The organism is Candidatus Latescibacterota bacterium, assembly GCA_020633725.1.
In the GTDB taxonomy this organism is placed as follows: Bacteria; Krumholzibacteriota; Krumholzibacteriia; order JACNKJ01; family JACNKJ01; genus VGXI01.
This window is the reverse complement of record JACKDC010000003.1, coordinates 182,616-202,431: the sequence shown is the minus strand read 5'-3', so window position 1 is coordinate 202,431 and position 19,816 is coordinate 182,616. Positions and strand designations below refer to the sequence as shown.

Sequence of the window (19,816 nt, the reverse complement as noted above, 5' to 3'; positions counted from 1 at the left end):
GCGATAATCAGGGCATGACAGCCGTGCGCCGACCACGATTCCTCCCCCTGGTCCTGATCGCACTCCTGCCGCTGGCCTGCGGGCCCGCCGGCGGTGAGATGCGTCTCGACCCGGCCGCGCTCAGCCTGCTGCGCCTCGAGTACCTCGAGCGCGCCGCGTCGCTGCCGCCGCTCGCGGTGGACAGGGTGGAGCTGCCGACGGGCGAGCGCCTGGGCAGCTTCAGCCCCGTGATCTGGCGCATCAGCGCCGAGGGCCTGTCCGGCGCCCAGGCCCTGCGCCCGCTGCCCTATCGCGATCCCGCGCCGCGCTTGGCGGACGTCCTCGCCCGCACCTTCTCGCAGTTCGGTTTCAACACGCGCGGCTGGACGGGCGTGCCGCCGCTGCGCCTGCGCGTCGAGGTGCAGCGCCTGGTGCTGGTCACGGAGAACGGCAACGCCGACACCCGGAGCTGCGACGTCGACCTGCGCTTCGTGCTCGAAGAGAATCCGCTGGGTCTGGAGATCCGGTCCTACGACAGCCGCGCGCGCGTGAGCTTTCCCGGCTCCTGGCTGGCGCTGCGCGAAGGCTTCGCCAGCTGGGCCCCGCGCCCCGGCGAGCCGGACCCGCTCGACGCCGCCGTCGCCCGCGCCGCCGAGGACTTCCTCGCCCAGAGCCTGCCCTTCTGGAAGCGTCCCGAGAACTGGAGCGAGGGGCGCATCGAGCTCACGCAGGCGGAGCTTCCCGCCGCCACAGCGCCAGTCCGCTGAGCAGGGCGCTGAGCGCCAACCCCGGAAAGATCGGCCGCAGCCCCAGCGGGTAGGCGCCCGTGGCGCGCTCGGCCATCACCCAGGCCAGGCTCACGCCTCCGCCCAGCAGCATCGACGCCAGGATCCAGCCCCGCCGCGGCCGCCGCGCCCCGAAGCTGAGCGCCAGGGGAAAGAGCAGCACCGGCGTGCCCACGCTGCCCAGGTCGTGCCAGAGTCCCACGATGGACTCCCGCCACAGCGCCAGCGCCACGCTCACCAGCGCCGTCACCACGAGGCCCAGCCGGCTGAAGCGGTTGGAGTCGCCGCGCGCGCCGCCCAGGCGCCAGAGGATGTCCCGGCCGAAGGTCACGGCGGCGAGGAAGGCGTAGCTGTCGATGGTGCTCATCACCGTCGCCAGCAGGCCCACCATGAAGAGCGCCAGCGCCGCCGGCGGCAGCAGCGCCGCCGCGAGCGCCGGGTAGGCGGCCTCGGCTCCGGGACCGCCCGCCGCGGCCAGGCCCGGCAGCGCGGCGCGCGCGTAGAGGCCGCTGAAGGTGGTCATGAAGTCGAAGACGATCCAGAACAGGATGGAGAGCAGCAGCCCGCGGCGGGCCGTGCGCTCGTCGCGCGCGGCGAAGCAGCGCTGGTAGAACGCCGGCTCCACGAGCGTCGCGCTGGCGATGAAGTACCAGACGAGGATCGCCTGCACGCCCTGGCCGCCGCCGGGGCTCAGATGTCCCGGCGGAAGGTGGGCGCGGAGCCAGCCGAAGCCGCCCAGCTTCACCGCGGCCGTCGGCAGCAGCACGATGAAGCCCAGGAACATGAGCGCGAACTGAACCTTGTCGGTGAAGACCACCCCGCGCAGCCCGCCGCGCCACACGTAGGCCACGCTCGCCACGGTCCCGAGCAGCAGGGCGGGGACGAGCGGGAGGCCCGTGAGCTGTCCGAGGAGCACGCCGAGCGCGAGGACGTAGGCCGCCGGGGCCGTCATCACGAAGAGCACGGCGCTGCCCACCAGCGCCACGGCGGGACCATAGCGCGCGCGGAGCTGATCGGGGATCGTGTGGGCGGGCGAGCGCCGCGCGCGGCCGGCCAGGAAGAGCGCGAACACGAGCGCGTAGAGATAGTAGGGCACGCCGAAGACGAGCCAGTTCGACAGCCCGTAGTCGTAGCTGTACTCGCCGACGCCCAGGATGCCGCCGTACCAGGTCGAGACCGTGGTGGCCACGAAGGCGGGCAGCGTGAGCGAGCGGCTGGCGAGCAGGTACTCGCTCTCGCTCTCGACGCCGGGCCGCAGCAGCCGCCACACCGTGTAGGCGAGGAAGAGCGCGTAGATGGCCAGGGCGGCGGAGGTCACGCGCCGTCAGTCCCAGCGGCGATCGCGGTCGCGCAGCAGCGAGACGCTGAGCAGGAGCGAGCCGTCGCCCACGCGCACGCGGAGCGGGGGATCCACCACGCGGTTGGACACCGCGTTGGGGCCGCCGGGGGCGAGGGGCGCGTCGTGGAGGGGGTAGGCCGCGCCGTCCAGGCTGACCTCCTGTACCGGGCTGCTCAGCGGCACCACCGAGAAGCCGGTGCCCGTGGGCAGCTCCCAGTGCGTGTACGAGTGCGGGGCGAGGCGGATGTTGACGCTGTACTCGTCCGCGATGCACAGCGCCATGCGCGTGGCGAAGCGCTCGAGCAGGGAGACGTTGAAGAAGCTGTGGTCGATCCGCGCGCCGGTGGCGCCCAGCAGCACGCCCTCGGCGTAGAAGTTCTTGAGCGCCCAGAGCAGCGCCTTCTCCGAATCGGTGCTCTCCTGCTCCGGCACGTGGAGCGCGGGCAGGCCGTCCACGAGGGCCGGGTGCTCGCCGACGTTCTGGTCGTCGCCGGTGGGCACGTGCGCGTCCGGCGCCTCGATGATCGACGCCGACGGGTCGCGGTGCAGCGAATCGAAGTCGCCGATGACGAGATCCGGCGGCCGCGGCAGCCGGTCGTAGGGCCGGCCCGCCGCGTCGGCGCAGACGAAGCAGTCCGCGTCCTCCAGCCAGTGCGCGAGGACGGCGTAGGGCGGCGCGGGGCCGTCGCAGAGGACCACCGCGCGCCGGCCCTGCCTGGGGAAGAGCAGGCGCGCGATGTTCGCCGGATGCCGCGGATCAGAAGGCGTGGCGCACCCCCAGCAGGAAGTGGCTCTTGGCGGCGGGCACGACGTAGTTGCCCGCCCCGTACGGGTCGTAGTAGCCCCAGGTGGCGTACTCCACGTCCAGCGCGTTGTAGAGCTGCAGCTCCACCGTCGTGCCCTCCAGCGCGGCGAGGCCGAGCTGGGCGGGGTCGAGCGTGAGGGCGACGTCCATCACCTGGTAGGGATCGATGCTGCGCGCTTCGATGCCGCTGTTGTCGAGCTGCTGCCGGCCCACCGCGCGCAGGCTGAGCCGCGAGCGCAGGGGGCCCCAGTCGGAGTCGAGGCCGAAGGTGCCGAGGTAGGTCGGCGCGCCGGCGATGGGATTGCCGCCGTAGTTGCGGCGGGTGCCGTCGAACTCGTGCAGGATGAAGCGCTCGAACTGGTCCCAGCTGCGCGCGAAGGCGACGTCGAGGACCTGGTGGCCGGCCAGGGCGTCGTCGCCGAGCAGGGCGTCGAGATCGGCCGTGAGCCCCAGCTCGACGCCGCGGTGCAGGGTCTGCTCGGCGTTGCCGCGCACGCCCTGACCGTCCGCGTTCAGCTGGCCGTAGTCGACGATCTCGTTCTCGAACTCCATGAGGTAGCCGTCCAGCGACAGGCTCAGGCCGTCGCCGCGCCAGCTCAGGCCGAGCTCGTAGTCCCGCACGGACTCGGCCTCGACCTGCGGGTCGGTCCAGTAGATGTAGGCGAGACCGTTCACGTCGTAGATCGGCGTGGCAGTGGCGAAGAGGGGCCGGGCGCCGAGGTCGGTGCCGTCGACCCAGGCGTCGAACATCTCGGCGTCGGCCGGCTCGCGATGCGCCAGGCCGAAGTGGCCGTAGACGCCCAGCTCGCCGCCCCAGGGCCGCCCCGGCGCCTTCCAGTGGAGGCCGCCCTTGGGGTCGAAGAAGTCGTAGCTCACCTTGTAGCGGTTGCGCAGCGCGCCCTGGAAGTTGCCGGTGGCCTGCTGGAAGAAGTCGTAGCTCTTGTGCGTGAAGTGCAGGTCGGCCAGCGCGGTGAAGCCCAGGCCCAGCGCGAACTGCTCGTTGACGTAGGCGGACCAGGCCCGCTTGTCGCCGGTGTAGTCGTGGTAGTGCGGCAGGCCGATGGCCGTGGCCGTGCCGAAGCCCTCCACCAGCTGCAGGTCGCCCCAGTGATGCGAATGGAAGTCGTAGAAGTCGCCGCCGAAGATGGCGCGGCTCGGGCCCTTCTGCCAGGTGGCGTGGGTCAGGAAGCCGCGCTGATCCTTGTCCACCCACTTGCGGCGGACGAGATCCACCGGCACCGAGTCGGGCAGGCCGAGGAAGGTGTCCAGCGAGTAGGCCACCGGGTCGGCATCCTGCTTGAAGTTCTCGTAGAAGCCCTCGCCGTGGATCCAGTAGAGGCTGGACTCGAGCTGCAGGTTCGCGCGCAGGTCCCAGCGGTGGTGCAGCTCGTAGTGCGGCTGCGAGAAGTCGTCCACGGCGTTGGCGTAGGTCTCGGGGTTCGCGCGGCGGTCGGCGACGCGCTCGTCGTCGCTGAGGCCGTACCAGGCCTGGTGCGTGAGCTCGCGGCCCGTGTAGACGTTCATCTGCGTCGCGCTGTGCGGCGTCAGGAAGCGCCCGCTCCAGAACGCGCCCCACTGATCGGTGCCGGAGCGGTCGCGGTAGCCGTCGCTGGCGAGGTGGCTGATGCGCAGGCCGGTGGCGAAGCGCCCGCCCAGCAGGCCGCTCTGCCAGCCGAGGCTCTGCTTGGCGGTGCCGAAGCTGCCCGCGGCCACGCTGAACTGCCCGCCGGGCTCGGGGCCCAGGACGTCGGTGACGAGATTCACCGAGCCCGCGATCGCGCTCATGCCGCCCAGGGAGTTGGTCACGCCGCGCTGCACCTGCACGTCCTCCAGCGATCCGGCCAGGTCCGGCATGTCCACCCAGTAGACCTGGTGGTCCTCGGGGTCGTTGAGCGGGATGCCGTTGATCATCACGCCGATGCGCTTCTGGTCGAAGCCGCGCAGCTTGAGGTAGGTGTAGCCCACGCCGTTGCCCGCGTCCTGGCTGGCGTAGAGGCCGGGAGTGGTTTCGAGCAGGAGCGGCAGGTCCTTCTCGGCGCTGCGGGCCTGCACCTCCTCGGCGGTGAGGTTGGTCTGGCTGAGGTGGACGTCCGGGCTGTAGCGCGACGCGCTCACCACCACCTTCTCGCCGCTGTAGTAGGTGGGCTCGAGTTCCACGGTGAGCGTCGCGTCGGGGAAGCTGGACAGCTCCAGCACCATCACCCTGGGCTCGTAGGCCAGGTGGCTGAAGACGAGCGTGAAGGGCTCCGCCGGCGGGTCGGGGAGCGTGAAGCGGCCCTCGGCGTCGGTCTCCAGGCGCAGTTCGCGGGCCGGCATGAGCACGGTGGCGCCGGCGACGGCGTCGCCCGTGCCGGCGTCCACGAGCCGGCCCTCCAGCGCGGGCAGCGCCGCGGCGGAACCGGCCGCGCCGAGGACGAGAAGAATGGCAAGTGCGAGCGTGCGGATCGAGGTCATGACTGCCTCCGGTGTCTGCGTGGCGTCGACAAGACTCCCGGACGCGAAACGGGGCACCCGAAGGCGCCCCGCGCATGCGATCAACGCCCGTTTCCCTACGCCGGTGTGATCCGGATCAGGTTCGAGGGGTTTGATCTCAGGCCGGTGGCCACCCCCAACGGAATCTTGCGACCCCATCCTAGGAGTCCGTCGACGGGCTGTCAAGCCGCCCCGGACTTGTGGTGGCGGGTGCGGCAGGCTAGAGTCGTGCCGCCCTGGCCATCGCTCACAGGAGGTCTGCGATGCACCCGCGCTTCACGCTCGCCCGCGCCCTCGCGCTCGGCGCCCTCTGCCTCGGCGCCGCCGGCGCCCGGGCCTCGGCCCCGATGGACTGGCCCGCGCTCGTCACCCTGCTGCAGGCCGACAGCCTCGGCGCGGCGGCGCCGCTGGACCTCCGCGGCGTGCTGGTGGGGGACTTCTTCAGCGATCTCTATTTCGCCGATCCCGAGGGACGCGACCTGCCCGGCCTGCGGGTGGAGAGCGGCGAGCACCTGGCCGAACTGGGCGATCTGGTGGCGCTGCGCGGTCGGCTCGCCGCCGACCGCGACGGCCCCGCCCTCGACGTGGACGACCCGCTCACGGACGTCCTCCCCCTGCGGGAGGCTGGACTGCAGCAGCAGCGCAGCTGGCCGGCCACCGCGGCCGAGCTGCTGGCCGCGCCCGAGCGCTGGCGCAACCGCCTGGTGGAGCTCTCCGAGCTCAGCGTGGCGGAGATCTTCCGCGACCCCAACGGCGTGCCCTGGCTCGCCCGCGTGACCGAGGACGGCGACACGCTGGGCGTCGAGATGAACGACGGCAACCAGCCACCGCTGCGCGAGGGCGAGCGCCTGCCCGGCCTGCGCGGCATCTGGGCCCAGCGCGGCGAGCACTGGAACCTGCGCCCGCGCTCGTCCGAGGACTGGCTGCGCGAGGAGGGCGGCGCCCGGGGCGTGCGCCCGCCCGATCGCGAGCTGGCCTTCCGCGGCCGCGTCAGCGAGGGCAAGGTGGGCGGCCTGCCGGGCAAGGCGCCGCGGGCGCATCTCCTGCTGGACGAGATCTGCTACGACCCCGTGGGCCCGGCGGGCGTCACCGAAGGCGAGGCGGGCGAGTCCTTCGCGGTGGTCAACACGGGCGACCGGCGACAGTCGCTGGACGGCTGGTCGGTGACCGACAACGAGGGCGTCTGGCGCTTCCCCGCGGGGACGAGTCTCGCCGCGGGCGGACGGATCCACGTGGCCCGCGGCTTCGAGCGCTTCACCTGGGAGTTCGGCTTCGCGCCGGACCTGTCCTTCGACCGCGCGCCCACGCCGGGCGACAGCGCCCTGGTGCTGGACAACGCCGGCGACGAGCTGCTGCTGCTCGACGACCGCGGCCGCGTGGTGGACGCGGTGGTCTGGGAGGCCGGCTGGGCGGAGGCGCAGCCGGGCTGGACCGGGCCGGCCACCGGTCCCTTCCGCTTCAACGACTACGTGCCCGAGGAGGGGCAGGTGCTCTGGCGCAAGCGCAGCCTCGAGCGCGGCCTGCGCCTGGACACGGACAGCGCCGCCGACTGGATCACCGATCCCGACGACCCCGACCTGGGCCTGAGCGTCGCCTTCCCTGGCTGGGACCGCGACCTGTTCCTCGACACGGCCCGCTGCGAGGGCGAGGCGGAGGTCACGGCGCTGCTCTCGCCGGACAACAGCTACCAGGGCGTGCGCGACTTCCTGCGCTCGGCCACCGAGTCCCTCGAGATCGAGATCTACCTGTTCACGCACGCGGGCCTGGCCGACGAGCTAGTGGCCGCGATGGAGCGCGGCGTGCGCGTGACGATCCTGCTCGACGGCGAGGTCTACGGCGCCCGCGGCGGCACCTACGACGTGGTCCGCGCCATCGCGCACCGCCTCAGCGCGCATCCGTCGGGGCGAGGGCACGTCTACTTCTGGCGCAACGGCGACGACCCCCGCCACACCGGCATGGACGCGGACATCCCCGACCGCTACAACCACTGCCACCAGAAGTTCGTCATCGCCGATCGGCGGCGCGTGCTGGTGAGCAGCGACAACTTCACGCAGAGCAGCGTGCCGGACGACGACAAGGCGAACGGCACCAGCGGCTCGCGGGGCGCGATGCTCATCACCGACGCGCCCTGCGTCGTGGAGCGGGCCGTGGCCATCTGGGAGGCCGACTTCGATCCGAACCGGCAGCGGGACGTCGTGCTCTACGTGCCGCGCGAGGGACTCGACGAGCGCGATCCGCGTCCCGGTGAGGATCGCGACAGCTATCAGCCCGTGCAGCCCGCGCCCTTCAGCGAGCGCCTGCGCGCGCGCTTCGAGCTGAGCCAGTCGCCCGACAACGCGCTGCGGCCCGACCGCGGCTATCTGGGGCACATCAACGCCGCCGGCCAGGGCGACCTGGTGCTGGTGCAGCAGCAGTACGAGCGCGCCTGGTGGGGCTACGGCGAGAATCGCTCGCCCAACCCGCGGCTCGTCGCCTGCGTGGAGGCTGCGCGGCGCGGGGCGCGCGTGCGCATCCTGCTGAGCGGCGCGGGTGGCGACGAAGGCGGCGCGAAGAGCCGCCTCACCCGCGATCGCTTCAACGCGCTGGCGGCCGAGGAGGGGCTCGACTTCACGGTGGCGCTCGGCACGCTGCCCGGGGACCGTCCGGGGAGGGACGCGCCCATCCACAACAAGATGCTCCTCGTTCGCGCGGGCGGCGCGCACTGGTGCCACGTGGGCAGCGCCAACGGCAGCGAGACGGCCAACCGCTACAACCGGGAGCTGGGCCTGTCCATCGACTCGCCGGCGCTGTTCAGCTATCTGGCCGAGGCGTTCACGGACGACTGGCTGCGGGCGGTGGGCGTCACCGAGGACGTGGGCGCGCCCTAGTCGACGACCCTGGCCGGCGCGACGTGCCGCCGCGGCCGCGCCGGGGCGGGCTGCGCGGCCGCGCCGGCCTCGCCCACGTTGTCCAGCGCGCGCTTGAAGAGCACCGGCCCCAGCAGCTGGTTGAGGCTGATCGAGGCCACGGCGAGCGTCGCCACGGCCGGGCCCCAGTCGGGGAAGCGCGCGGCCAGCGCCCGCGCCAGGCCGAGGCTCACGCCGGCCTGGGTGACGAAGGTCAGCCCCAGATTGCGTCGCGTGGTCGCGGGCGCCCCCGCCAGGCGCGCGCCCAGCCAGCTGCTCCCCTGGATCGACGCGAAACGGATCGCGACGAGCAGCACCGCCAGCATCCAGGTGCTGCGCAGGCTGCCCAGGTCCAGGGCGGCGCCCGCCAGCGCGAAGAAGAGCGCGTAGACGGTGAGGCCGCCGCGCTCGATGGCCTCGAGGAAGGCGTCGCCCTGGCCGTGCGCGCTGAAGTTGCGCACCACGAAGCCCATCGCGATGCAGATGAGCATGGGCTCCAGGTGGAAGCTGGCGCCGACGCTCACGTCCAGCCAGTGCGCCAGCGCGTGGCTGGCCTCGCTGACCACGATCGCCACCAGGAAGAGCGTGATCAGGTGGTGGCTGCTCACGCGGCGCAGCCACGCCGCGAGCGCCGCGCCCAGCAGCGCGCCCAGGGCCAGGCTGCTGCCCAGCTCGAGCAGCAGGCCGCCCAGGGTGGCCAGGTCCAGCGGGCCGCCGGAGAGCAGCGCGCCGCCCACGCTGAGCACCACGGCGAAGAGCACGATCGACAGGATGTCCATGGCCACCGTCAGTCCCAGCGCCGCCTCGGTGAAGGGGCCCTGCGACTTGGTCTCCTTGATGATCGCGATGGCGCTGGCGGGCGAGCGCGCGGTGGCGATGGCGCCCAGCAGCGCGGCCATCACCCAGAGCTGGGCGGGGCCGAGGTCGCGCGTGAAGGCGAAGAGCGGACTCGCGGCCACCACCAGCAGGCCGCTGACGAGGAAGATCAGCGTCAGCTGCGTGGCGAGCCCCCAGCCCAGCAGGCGACGACCACGCCGAAGCTCCCCCAGCGACAGCTCGCCGCCGGCGCTGAGGGCGATGAAGGTGAGGGCGAGGCTGTCGATCACCTTGAGGCGCTCGAGGCTGTCGGCGCCCACCAGGCCGAGGGCGTCCGGCCCGAAGAGCACGCCCGCGAGCAGGTAGCCGGAGATGCGCGGAAGCCGCAGGGGCGGGGCCATCTCGCCCAGCAGGAAGGCGCTGAGCAGCAGGAAGCCCAGGGCGACGCTCTCGCGCCCCAGCGACGCGCTCTGCATCGGCAGCAGCGCGCGCTCGGCCAGCCAGGCCAGCAGCACGAGCAGTCCGATGAGCACGAGCCGCCGCGGCATTCAGGCGCCCTCCCGGGAGAGACCGCGCAGCGTGAGCCAGGGCGCGGCCAGCGCCGAGAGCAGGAAGCCCACGAGGAGCACGGTGGTGGAGGCGTCGGCCAGGGTGCTGCGTTCGAGGGAGAGGAAGGACGCGACCATCGCCACCGACACGCCGCTCTGTCCGCTGAGCGCGAGGCCCGCCCGCGCCGGCAGCACGCCGCGGCCCAGGGCCAGCCGGCCGGCGAGGGCCATGCCGACGAACTTGCCCCCCAGGCGCAGCAGGAAGAAGGCGAGGCCGAGCGGCAGCGCCCAGCGCGACCCCAGGTGCCAGCCCGCGCCCACCAGCAGCAGGAAGATCGTGTAGAAGGGGCGCTCGCTGGCCGCGGCGAGTTGCCAGGTGTCGTCGCGGTGGCCGAGCAGGTTCACCGTGAGCACCCCGGCCACGAAGTTCACGTAGAGCGGTGGCTGGCCGAGCACCCGCGCGAGACCGCCGGACAGCGCGAGGAAGCCCAGCAGCGCCAGCAGGTGGTGGTCGGGGCGCCTGGCGCCCTTGAGGAGCAGCGTGAGCAGGACGCCCAGGGCGAGGCCGAGCAGGGTGGAGAGACCGAGCCAGCGCAGGGCGGCCAGGGCGTCCGCCTGCTCCGCCCCCAGGAGCGCGCGCTGGTGCAGCAGACCGGCGAGCAGCGCGATGGCCACGAGGGGGATCAGCGTGTCCACCTCGGCGCAGAAGCGGAAGAGGTGGTCGGGCACGTGGGGCGTGCGCCGGCGCTCGCGCAGGGCGAGGGTGAGGACGTGCTGGCTGCTGTCGGATCCGGCCGCCGCCAGGAAGAGGGCGGCGCCGGCGGTTCCCGGCCCCGCGCCGAAGAAGTGCCCGAGCAGCAGGTAGAGGGGGACGGCCAGCAGGCCCAGCGTGACGAGTCCCTGCCCCAGCGCCGCGCCGTAGAAGGCGACCGGGAAGCGGCGCAGCAAGGTCCCCTCGAACTGCAGGCCCACCAGCAGGCCGATCCAGCCCAGCCCCAGGATGAGCAGCGGTTCGAGGTCGGCCAGCGTCGACCGGTCGAGGAAGCCCAGGCCCTGCTCGCCCAGCGCCCAGCCCAGCAACAGAAACTCGCCGCCCACGAGCATGAAGCGGCGAGAAAAAGGCAGTCGTCCCTGGATCCGAGGCGCGGCGCCGAGTCCCAAGAGCAGGAAGAGAATCAGCGCCAGCAGGATCTTCAAGCGGGACCCCCGGAGGGCTGACGTGTCGTGCTAGGGCGCGGCGATCGAGGCCTCTTCGATCATGACGTCGTAGCGATAGCCGGAGCCGAAGTCCTTGTTCGTGCTGACGACGCCGGTGGCCACCACCACGTCGCCCACCTTCGCGACGTCGGCGCTGGTGATGCAGATGTCGTCGGCGCCGTTGGACGCGGAGCCGTCGCGCAGGTGCAGCCAGTTCTTGCCCATGATGTTCGCGTTGAACTTGACCACCTTGCCCTTGACGGTCACGCGCTTGCCGGCGAAGTCGCCAGGCGCGGACACCAGGCTGGCGATGGCCATGCCGCCCTTGGGCGGCGCGATGGCCTTCACGGCCTCGCCGCCGGCCGCGGAGGTGTGCGGGGACCTGGGCGTGGCCGCGGCGCCGCCCTGGGGGTTCGCCATCTGGGAGGGCGCGGGCGCGCTGCCGTCCAGCTTGCGGATCTCGCCGGTGAAGTAGACCACGTCGAAGGTGCGCTTCAGCGTCTCGCTCTTGAAATCCTTCATGGGCATGGCGGTGGAGAAGGCCACCTCGTCGCCCACCTTGACCTCGAAGCGGGGGGCGGCGGCCCAGGCCTCGCCGCCGGCGCCCTTCACGTGGACGTAGGTGTAGCTGTCGGTGTTCATGGTCTCCACGACCTTGCCCGCGATCTCGCCGCTGGCGGCCAGGGCGGTGACGGCAAGAGCCAGAAGGCCCAGCGACAGGGCGCTGCGGAGGGCGGGAAGGAGGCTGCGTCGCATCTCGGATCTCCTGTTCGGGCAGCAGGTTGGGCGCGCCGGGCGAAGGGGCGCCGTTGCGTGTCTGGGCAGAGTAGCAAGGCGGGGGCCCTCGCGCCAGGGAATCTGGCGAGGCCCTCGGGAATCAGGGTCCCGGCACTGGCGTTATCTCCCCTTCCATAGTATCGTGGAACGGTAACTGGACATGCCGGTCCCCTTATCGAACTCGGCCACAGCACATGCCCGCGCCCGCCGCCCTCGGACGGCGACGGCTCCGCTGGCTCAACCCCGGATTCAGGAGGAGCGGAACCGTGGCAGACACGACCCTCGAAAAGATCTATCCCGTTCCGGCGAAGGTGCGGGAGCACGCGCTCATCGACAAGGCGAAGTACGAGGCGATGTACAAGAAGTCCGTCGCGGACCCCGAGGGCTTCTGGGGGGAGATCGCCGAGCGCATCACCTGGCACAAGAAGTGGGACAAGGTCCTGCAGTGGGAGTTCGACACACCCGACATCAAGTGGTTCATCGGGGGCAAGCTCAACGTCAGCTACAACTGCCTCGACCGCCACGTCGAGGCCGGCCGGGGCGACAAGACCTCGATCATCTGGGAAGGCGAGCACGGCGACGCGCGCAAGTACACCTACTCGACCCTGCTCACCGAGGTGAAGAAGTTCGCCAACGTGCTCAAGGCGAAGGGCGTGACCAAGGGCGACCGCGTCTGCATCTACATGCCCATGGTGCCCGAGCTGGCCATCGCCATGCTGGCCTGCACGCGCATCGGCGCGATCCACAGCATCGTCTTCGGCGGCTTCAGCGCGGACAGCCTGAAGGACCGCATCAACGACAGCTCCTGCAAGGTGCTGATCACCACCGACGCCAGCTATCGTGGCACGAAGATCGTCCCGCTGAAGGGCGCGGCCGACGACGCCATGAAGGGCACCCCGAGCATCGAGACCTGCATCGTCTACAACCGCACCAACACCGACGTGCCGATGAAGTCCGGCCGTGACGTGTGGTGGCACGACGAGATGGCCGCCGCCAGCGACGACTGCGCGCCCGTGTGGATGGACGCCGAGGATCCGCTCTTCATCCTCTACACCAGCGGCTCCACCGGCAAGCCCAAGGGCGTGCTGCACACCACGGGCGGCTATCTGGTCTACGCCTCGCTGACCCACGAGCTGGTCTTCGACTACCACGACGACGACGTCTACTGGTGCACCGCGGACATCGGCTGGGTGACCGGGCACAGCTACATCGTCTACGGCCCGCTGGCGAACGGCGCGAACACGATCATGTTCGAGGGCGTGCCCAGCTATCCCGACTTCGGCCGCTTCTGGCAGGTCGTGGAGAAGTACAAGGTCACGATCTTCTACACGGCGCCCACCGCCATCCGCGCCTGCATGCGCGAGGGCGATTCGTGGCCCAAGAAGTACGACCGCAGCAGCCTGCGCATCCTGGGCACGGTGGGCGAGCCCATCAACCCCGAGGCCTGGCGCTGGTACTACGAGGTCGTCGGTGAGAGACGCTGTCCGATAGTTGACACGTGGTGGCAGACCGAGACCGGCGGCATCCTGATCACTCCGCTGGCCGGCGCGATCGACCTGAAGCCCGGCAGCGCCACGCTGCCCTTCTTCGGCGTCCAGCCCGTGCTGGTCGACCCCGAGGGCAAGGAGATCCAGGGCGCCGGCGCGGGCAACCTCTGCATCAAGCACCCCTGGCCGGGCATGATGCGGACGGTCTACGGCGACCACAAGCGCTTCTTCGAGACCTACTTCTCCGCCTACAAGGGCATGTACATGACCGGTGACGGCTGCCGCCGCGACGAGGACGGCTACTACTGGATCACCGGACGCGTGGACGACGTGATCAACGTCTCCGGCCACCGCATGGGCACGGCCGAGGTGGAGAGCGCGCTCGTCAGCCATCCCAAGGTGGCCGAGGCCGCCGTCGTGGGCTTCCCGCACGAGATCAAGGGCCAGGGCATCTACGCCTACGTGACCCTGAACGTGGGCGAGGAGTACACGGAGGAGCTCAAGAAGGAGCTGGTGGGGCACGTCCGCAAGGAGATCGGTCCCATCGCCGCGCCGGACGTGATCCACTGGGCGCCGGGCCTGCCGAAGACCCGCTCGGGCAAGATCATGCGCCGCATCCTGCGCAAGATCGCCGAGGGCGCGCCGGATCAGATCGGGGACGTCTCGACGCTGGCCGACCCCAGCGTGGTGGAGAGCCTGATCGCGGAAATGAAGTGACGCGAGCGTGTGTCCTCTCGCGCGCCGCTTCGAAGGCGCGCGAGCCGGACATGCGCCGGATCGATGTATCGTGAAGACGGGGGAGCTTCAGGCTCCCCCGTCTCGTAATGCCCCGTCCCAGCTTTCCGTGGCTCCCGGATCCGACCCCTGCTATACTTGTTGGGCGAGACTCGCCCTGGCCTCCCCTCCCTCCCCATCGCGCAGTCTCAGGGTCGCACTGGTACGCAGGCAACCGATACCAGCCGGGAGGTCCCCATGTTCAGACGCGCAACGTCCATCCTCGTGATTCTGCTTTTCCCTGTCCTGGCAGGGGCGGCTGTACTCCATGTGCCGGGTCAGTATTCCACGATCCAGGCCGGCCTGGACGCCAGCGCCGTTGGCGACACCGTGCTGGTAGCGCCCGGCACCTACAGCGGTACGGGCAACGACAACCTGAACTTCCATGGCCGCGCAGTTGCCCTCATCGGCGAGGGTGGGGCGGCACAGACGATTCTCGACGGGAGCGTGAGCAACCACCGGCTGATGCTCCTGGATCAAGGCGAGGGCCCCGGGACACTCGTCCAGGGATTCACCCTGACCGGCGCGAAGGTCTCCTACTACGGGGGCGCCATCCTCTGCGATGGCAGTTCGCCGACGCTGCGCGAGCTGCTGTTCGAGGACAATCACGGCTATATCGGCTATCCCAACGACGCCTTCGGCGCTGGTCTTCGCGTCACGTTCGGCGGCGCGCCCCAGGTGTTCGACTGCGTGTTCCGCAGCAACGAAGCCGCCGCTGGCGGCGCCGTGTGCATCGAGGGTGGCGGCGCGCCGAGCTTCGAGAACGTCCTCTTCGAAGCGAACTACGCCCGTCGGGGCGGAGCCGTCTACGGCGGCTCCAACGCCACCTTCACGCGCTGCCAATTCGTCGACAATGTCGCCCCCAGTGCCGCCACCGACGACGTCGTCGACAAGCCGGGTTGGGGGGGAGCGATCTACCTGGGGGCCGGCCACAGCCCGAGCTTCGAGGAGTGCCTCTTCGCGAACAACCTCGCCGAGCATGTCCACACGGTCTACGGCAGCGGTCCCGGCCGCGGCGGGGCCGTGAGCTGCAGCGGCGGCGGCGCGGAGTTCCTGCGCTGCACCTTCCACGGCAACGGCGCGGAGCCCGAGGAGGGGCTGTACCAGGGCGGGACCCTGGACGTCTACGGCGCCGGCGCCGTGACGCTGACGGACTGCGTCCTCGCCGGCACGACCAGTGGCTACGCGATCCACTGTGACGTCGCCGACGGCATCCCCGACGCGAACTGCTGCCTCTTCTGGGACAACTGGGCGCCGCAGTTCGGCGGGGCTTGCCCCGATCTCATCGGTGTCGACGGAGACTTCGAGGCCAATCCCTACTTCTGCGACGTCGACGCCGGCGACTTCAGCGTGGCCGGCCTGTCCCCCTGCCTGCCCGCCAACAACGCCTGCGGCGTGCAGATCGGCGCCTACGGGGAAGGGTGCACGATCACCGACGCGCCCGCGCCCCCCGCGGCGACGGCGCTGGCCGCCCCCTTCCCGAACCCCTTCAACCCCAAGGTCACGCTGGCGTTCACGCTGGCGGCTCCGGGCAAGGTGGCACTGACCGTCTACGACGCGTCGGGCCGTAGCGTGGCCGTGCTACTCGATACCGAGCTGCCCGCCGGAGATCACCACGTGGACTGGCGGGGGCAGAACGACGCCGGCCATGAGGCGGCCAGCGGCGTCTACTTCGTGCGGATGGAAGCGCCGCGATACAGCGCGCGGCAGCGCATGGTGCTGCTGCGCTGAGGCGAGGCGAGCTCGTCGACCGAATTGACGTCCAGGGCCTCGCCCTATGCGGGGACCTGCCGCCGCCGCGACCGATTCACCGAGCTAGCGGACCCTCTATCAGCGGATCCGCGGCAGGTGGTATAATCCGGGTGACGCAGCCTGGATTGCCGGTCCCTTCCCCCTCAGCCCCAGGAGACCGCCATGGAGCGCTTCGGTGTTCGCGTGGTGCTCTGTACCCTCAGCCTTCTTGCCATCGCCCCGGGCGCCAGGGCCGCCTGGCAGCCGAACGGGCTCGACGTCGACCCCACGCCGCGCTGGCAGACCGGCGTCTCGGTGACCCCCGACGGAGCCGGCGGCATGATCGTCGCGTGGCTCGATGCTCGCGACGGCCGGTCCCACCTCTTCGCGCAGCGTCTCGACGCCTACGGCGAGCGCCTCTGGGCAGTGGAGGGGATCACGGTCGCGGCGCCGCTCGACTGGGAAATCGTCGAGTGTTCGCTCGCTCCAGACGGGGAGGGCGGGGCCTACGTCGCCTGGGTGGTCGAGGACGTCGGGGAGTACTGGATCACCAGCCAGCACCTGAGCGGGGACGGCACGCTCTTGTGGCCCACCGACGGGCTGGGATTCGGCAGCAGCTACGGCTACCACTATCAGCTGGCGTTGGTCGCCACCGACGACGGCGGCGCGATGGCAAGCTGGGTCTACGTCGACTTCACCTACGAGGACGCCGACATCGCCGCGATGAAGCTGCTTCCCGGGGGACTGGGATGGCCCATCTCCGGTGTGGTCGTGAGCGATGCGTCGAGCGACCAGCGCTTTGTCTCCGTCGTCCCGCGCGCAGGGGGTGGCGCCTTCTTCGTCTACGAAGACGGGCAATTCGACTTCTCCGGTGACATCGTCGTCCACGCGCTGAACGCCGCCGGCAGCGCCGACTGGCTCGGTGGCGTCCCGCTCCAGCTGACGACCGGCAACGCGACGCAGTACCTCCCCGTCGCCTGCAGCGACGGACAGGGCGGCCTGTACGCCGCCTGGCTGGACAGCCGCAACGGCAACGATGACATCTACGCGGCCCGCGTCACCGGCGACGGCGCCGTCCTTGGAGCCACCAACGGAACGGCCATCTGCACCCAGTCCGGCTACCAGGGCCCACCGCAGATCGTCGCGGACGAGTCTGGCGCCATCGTTGCCTGGGACGACCCGCGCAGCGGAACCTACGACGTCTACTGCCAGCGCGTGACCTACCTGATGAGCCCCGTCTTCGCGGCCAACGGGATTCCCGTCTGCGACCTGCCAGTCCAGAGCGTGACCACCGGCCTGGTGGCAGACGGTACCGGCGGCGCGATCATCGTCTTCCGGGATTCGCGTGCCGGCAGCAGCTATGATCTGTACCTGCAGCGCATCGACTCGCTGGGCCAGCGCCGCTGGAACTGGGACGGCATTCCCTTGACCCGCGAAGGCGGCCTTGCATTCTCTACGGGCCTGACGAGCGACGGGGCCGGCGGTCTGCTCGCCGCATGGAGCAACTACAGCCAGGCCGCCCGCGGCGTCGCCGCCCAGCGCATCGAGCGCAACGGCTACTGGGGCTACCCGTCGGCCACCATTGCCGCCGCGACCGACGTCCCCGGCGATCAGGGCGGCGCGCTCATCCTCGCCTGGGACGCTAGCCGTCTCGATCCCTGGCCCGCCGAGGAGATCGACCGCTACTCCCTGTGGCGCGCGCTGCCCGGCGTGCCGGCCGCGCGGCAGCCAGACGCCGACTGGCTCGCGCGCACCTTTGCACCTCCCGCACCGGACGCGGCCCCGGTCCGGAGCGAGCCAGGCGGCGACCGCGAGCTCTACTGGGAGCTCGTCGACGTCGTGGACGCCTACGGCCTGCCCGGCTACGCCCGTACCGTCCCCACCTGGTACGACTCGACGGGCACGGATCCGGCCGAGCACGCCTTCCAGGTGATCGCCCACGGCACGGGCAGCGCCTACTGGATCTCGCCGACGGCCACGGGCCACTCCGTCGACAACCTCGCGCCCGCGGCGCCGCTCGACCTGATGGGGGATGCCGTCTACTCGCCGCAGGGCCTGACGCTGACCTGGGCTCCCAATGTCGAGGCGGACCTGTCGCACTACGCCGTGTACCGCGGCACGCAGCCCGACTTCCCCGCCGACGCCTCGTCGCTGCTCGGCGCGCCGGCCGATACGACGTGGTTCGACGCCGGCTGGTCCGCCGAGGGAGGCCTCTGGTACAAGGTGGCGGCCGTGGACGTGCACGCGAATCCGAGCGACTTCGCGCTGCTCGGCCCGCAGGACGTGACAGGCGCCACCGACGGCACCACTCCCGCACTGACCCGCCTGCAGCCCGCGAGTCCCAACCCCTTCAACCCCGCGACCACGCTGCGCTTCGACCTGGCGACCCGGGCGCACGTGTCGTTGCGCGTCTACGATGCCCAGGGGCGCCTGCAGCGCTCACTGCTCGAGGGGGAGTGGCCCGCTGGCCGGCACCTGCAGATCTGGGACGGCCGTGGGGATCGCGGCGAGGCGCTGCCGAGCGGAGTCTACCTCGTACGCTTCGAGGCGGATGGCCACCGCGAGTCCCAGCGCGTGACTTTGCTGAAGTAGGCGGAGTCTCCCACGGCATGGACGACGAGGGGGAGCCGATCGGCGCCCCTTCGCGCTGCACTAGTCGACCAGGTCGACGTCCAGACCCTCGCCCTTCGCGCGCGCCAGCAGCCGCCGCGACGGGTTCACCAGGTGCGGATGCCCGAAGAGCGCGAGCATCTCCAGGTCGCTCGCGTGGTCGGCGTAGGCGTAGGACGCCTCCAGGTCCCAGTCCTCGGCGGGGAAGCGCTCACGGACGATCTCGGCCTTGGCTGCGCCGTAGGGATGGGGTCCCGCGAGGCTTCCCGTCAACTTGCCCAGGAGCCTGGCCATCGGGGTCCCGACGGCGATCTCGACCCCCAGCGCGCGCGCCAGTGGACCGAGCAGGAACTCCGGCGTCCCCGACAGCAGCGCGATCTCGAGCCCCTCGTCGCGGTGCGCCTCCAGCCGGTCCAGCAGCGGCTGCCGCAGCCGCCAGCGCAGCTCCTCGCCCACGAAGCGCTCCGCGAGCTCCTCCATCCAGGCGGCGGGCTGCCCGCGGTAGATGGCCTTGTTGGCCTTGAAGGCGGCCGTGCGTCCCCGGGGCAGGCGCCACAGCGCCACCCCCAGCGCCCGCAGCACGGGCCACGGGCGGAGCTCGCCCTGCTCCAGCAGCCAGCGCAGGAAGCGGCGCTCGGAGGAGCCGGCGATCAGGGTGCCGTCGAGGTCGAAGAGGGCCAGGCGGCGAAGCGACTCAGGCAGTGTCGTGCTCCTTGCGGACGAATCCCGGGATGGACGACTCCAGCAGGAGTACGAAGGCGTCCACGCGCACAGGAATGCCACGAATCACGTTCAGGGCAAGCATGATCCAGACCAGCGCCGGCGGTGAACACCTCGCGCGGGGTGGCGCGGCCTGGCCGGTCAGCCCGCGGGCGCCCTGCGATGGGACTTGGATTCGACCGTGAGGATCAGGCCGACGGCACCCCCCAGGCTGAGGAGCAGGCCGCACCAGGTCACCGCGAGCGCGACGCAGAGCGCGACGCTGAGGTAGAGCCCGTGCCAGCCAAGAACCTGGAGCACCGTGGCGCGTCGCCGTTGCCGCAGCAGCCAGGCGGGCTCGGGGCAGCGGTCGAGTGCACAGTTCCAGAACTGCAGGCTGAAGGTGTAGGCGATGCTCGAGACGCCGACGATAACCACCAGCAGCTTGAGGTAGCGGTCCGTCCACGGGGAGAGGTCCTTCTCGAGGAGGAACGCCACCACGAGCATCACGACGGCCACCGTGGTGGCGGAATATCCGCGGACCTGGTTCGCGTTGACCGCCCAGTTGGAACTCTGGAACTCCGCCACGGGCTTCGCTCCTCGCTCAATATCCATCCGTTCGAGCGCGATCCCTGACAACAGGTACTCCCTGCGCATGGCGGCGCGGATGAGAATCCACAGGTAGGCGTAAACCAGCGGGATGAGCACCACGGCCAGCTTCACGAAGAACTCGTGCTGAGAAATTTCCTTCATCGGTGCCACCCTCCTGTGGGCCTCCAGGGTACATCCCAGCTCCCGGCGAGGGAACCTCGCCGCCCCTGCAGCGCATCGAACGAAAGAAATGCTTTACATGGAGCATGAAAAAGTATACATTCAGTTGCGCTGCCACGCTCGGCCTTGAGACCCCTTCAG

General features: G+C 70.9%; 13 protein-coding genes and 1 riboswitch. Of the genes, 5 read left to right on the top strand and 8 right to left on the bottom strand.

Going from position 1 to position 19,816, the window contains the following annotated elements:
• Positions 1–23: 23 nt before the first annotated feature.
• Positions 24–746 (top strand): hypothetical protein, encoded by a 723-nt coding sequence (locus tag H6693_08220; protein ID MCB9516166.1) that lies wholly within the window; start codon positions 24–26, stop codon positions 744–746.
• On the opposite strand, the gene H6693_08215 is transcribed toward H6693_08220, so the two are convergent.
• Genes H6693_08215 through H6693_08205 form a run of 3 tightly spaced genes read right to left on the bottom strand, consistent with a single transcriptional unit; the run spans position 703 to position 5,362 of the window.
• A complete protein-coding gene (locus H6693_08215) occupies positions 703–2,082 on the bottom strand; it encodes a sodium:solute symporter family protein (GenBank protein ID MCB9516165.1) in 1,380 nt (459 codons plus the stop codon). The two genes, H6693_08220 and H6693_08215, sit on opposite strands and share 44 nt — an antisense overlap.
• 6 nt (positions 2,083–2,088) lie before the next feature.
• The gene (locus H6693_08210; GenBank protein ID MCB9516164.1) at positions 2,089–2,802 is read right to left on the bottom strand and encodes a thiamine diphosphokinase; all 714 of its coding nucleotides are present in this window, start codon (positions 2,800–2,802) and stop codon (positions 2,089–2,091) included.
• Between the two features lie 58 nt (positions 2,803–2,860).
• The gene (locus H6693_08205) at positions 2,861–5,362 is read right to left on the bottom strand and encodes a TonB-dependent receptor (GenBank protein ID MCB9516163.1); all 2,502 of its coding nucleotides are present in this window, start codon (positions 5,360–5,362) and stop codon (positions 2,861–2,863) included.
• Positions 5,363–5,437: 75 nt separating this feature from the next.
• Positions 5,438–5,528, bottom strand: a riboswitch (TPP riboswitch).
• Positions 5,529–5,643: 115 nt separating this feature from the next.
• On the opposite strand from H6693_08205, the gene H6693_08200 reads away from it, so the two are divergent.
• On the top strand, positions 5,644–8,247 hold the full coding sequence (locus H6693_08200) for a lamin tail domain-containing protein (protein ID MCB9516162.1): 2,604 nt from the start codon (positions 5,644–5,646) through the stop codon (positions 8,245–8,247).
• Here the strand turns inward: H6693_08200 and H6693_08195 are convergent.
• From H6693_08195 to H6693_08185, 3 genes are read right to left on the bottom strand one after another with little or no spacing between them, the layout of a single operon-like run.
• Positions 8,244–9,629 (bottom strand): cation:proton antiporter, encoded by a 1,386-nt coding sequence (locus H6693_08195; protein MCB9516161.1) that lies wholly within the window; start codon positions 9,627–9,629, stop codon positions 8,244–8,246. The genes H6693_08200 and H6693_08195 overlap by 4 nt on opposite strands.
• Entirely contained in the window at positions 9,630–10,826 is a 1,197-nt protein-coding gene (locus tag H6693_08190; GenBank protein MCB9516160.1) for a hypothetical protein, read from the bottom strand.
• 30 nt (positions 10,827–10,856) lie between these two features.
• On the bottom strand, positions 10,857–11,582 hold the full coding sequence (locus tag H6693_08185) for a nucleotide-binding protein (GenBank protein MCB9516159.1): 726 nt from the start codon (positions 11,580–11,582) through the stop codon (positions 10,857–10,859).
• A 215-nt stretch (positions 11,583–11,797) separates the two neighbouring features.
• Between H6693_08185 and acs the strand changes: the two genes are divergently transcribed.
• The 3 genes from acs to H6693_08170 all read left to right on the top strand — a co-directional run bounded on the left by acs (position 11,798) and on the right by H6693_08170 (position 18,187).
• Positions 11,798–13,807, top strand: coding sequence for an acetate--CoA ligase (acs, locus tag H6693_08180; protein ID MCB9516158.1), 2,010 nt, complete (start codon positions 11,798–11,800; stop codon positions 13,805–13,807).
• Positions 13,808–14,062: 255 nt separating this feature from the next.
• Complete coding sequence (locus H6693_08175) at positions 14,063–15,595, top strand: T9SS type A sorting domain-containing protein (GenBank protein MCB9516157.1); 1,533 nt, start codon at positions 14,063–14,065, stop codon at positions 15,593–15,595.
• Between the two features lie 183 nt (positions 15,596–15,778).
• Positions 15,779–18,187, top strand: a complete 2,409-nt coding sequence (locus tag H6693_08170) for a hypothetical protein (protein MCB9516156.1) — start codon at positions 15,779–15,781, stop codon at positions 18,185–18,187.
• 60 nt (positions 18,188–18,247) lie between these two features.
• Here the strand turns inward: H6693_08170 and H6693_08165 are convergent, their stop codons facing one another.
• Positions 18,248–18,988 carry an HAD-IB family hydrolase gene (locus H6693_08165; protein ID MCB9516155.1) on the bottom strand — a complete coding sequence of 247 codons (741 nt, stop codon included), beginning with the start codon at positions 18,986–18,988 and terminating at the stop codon, positions 18,248–18,250.
• Positions 18,989–19,066: 78 nt separating this feature from the next.
• On the bottom strand, positions 19,067–19,657 hold the full coding sequence (locus H6693_08160; GenBank protein ID MCB9516154.1) for a hypothetical protein: 591 nt from the start codon (positions 19,655–19,657) through the stop codon (positions 19,067–19,069).
• Positions 19,658–19,816: the final 159 nt, after the last annotated feature.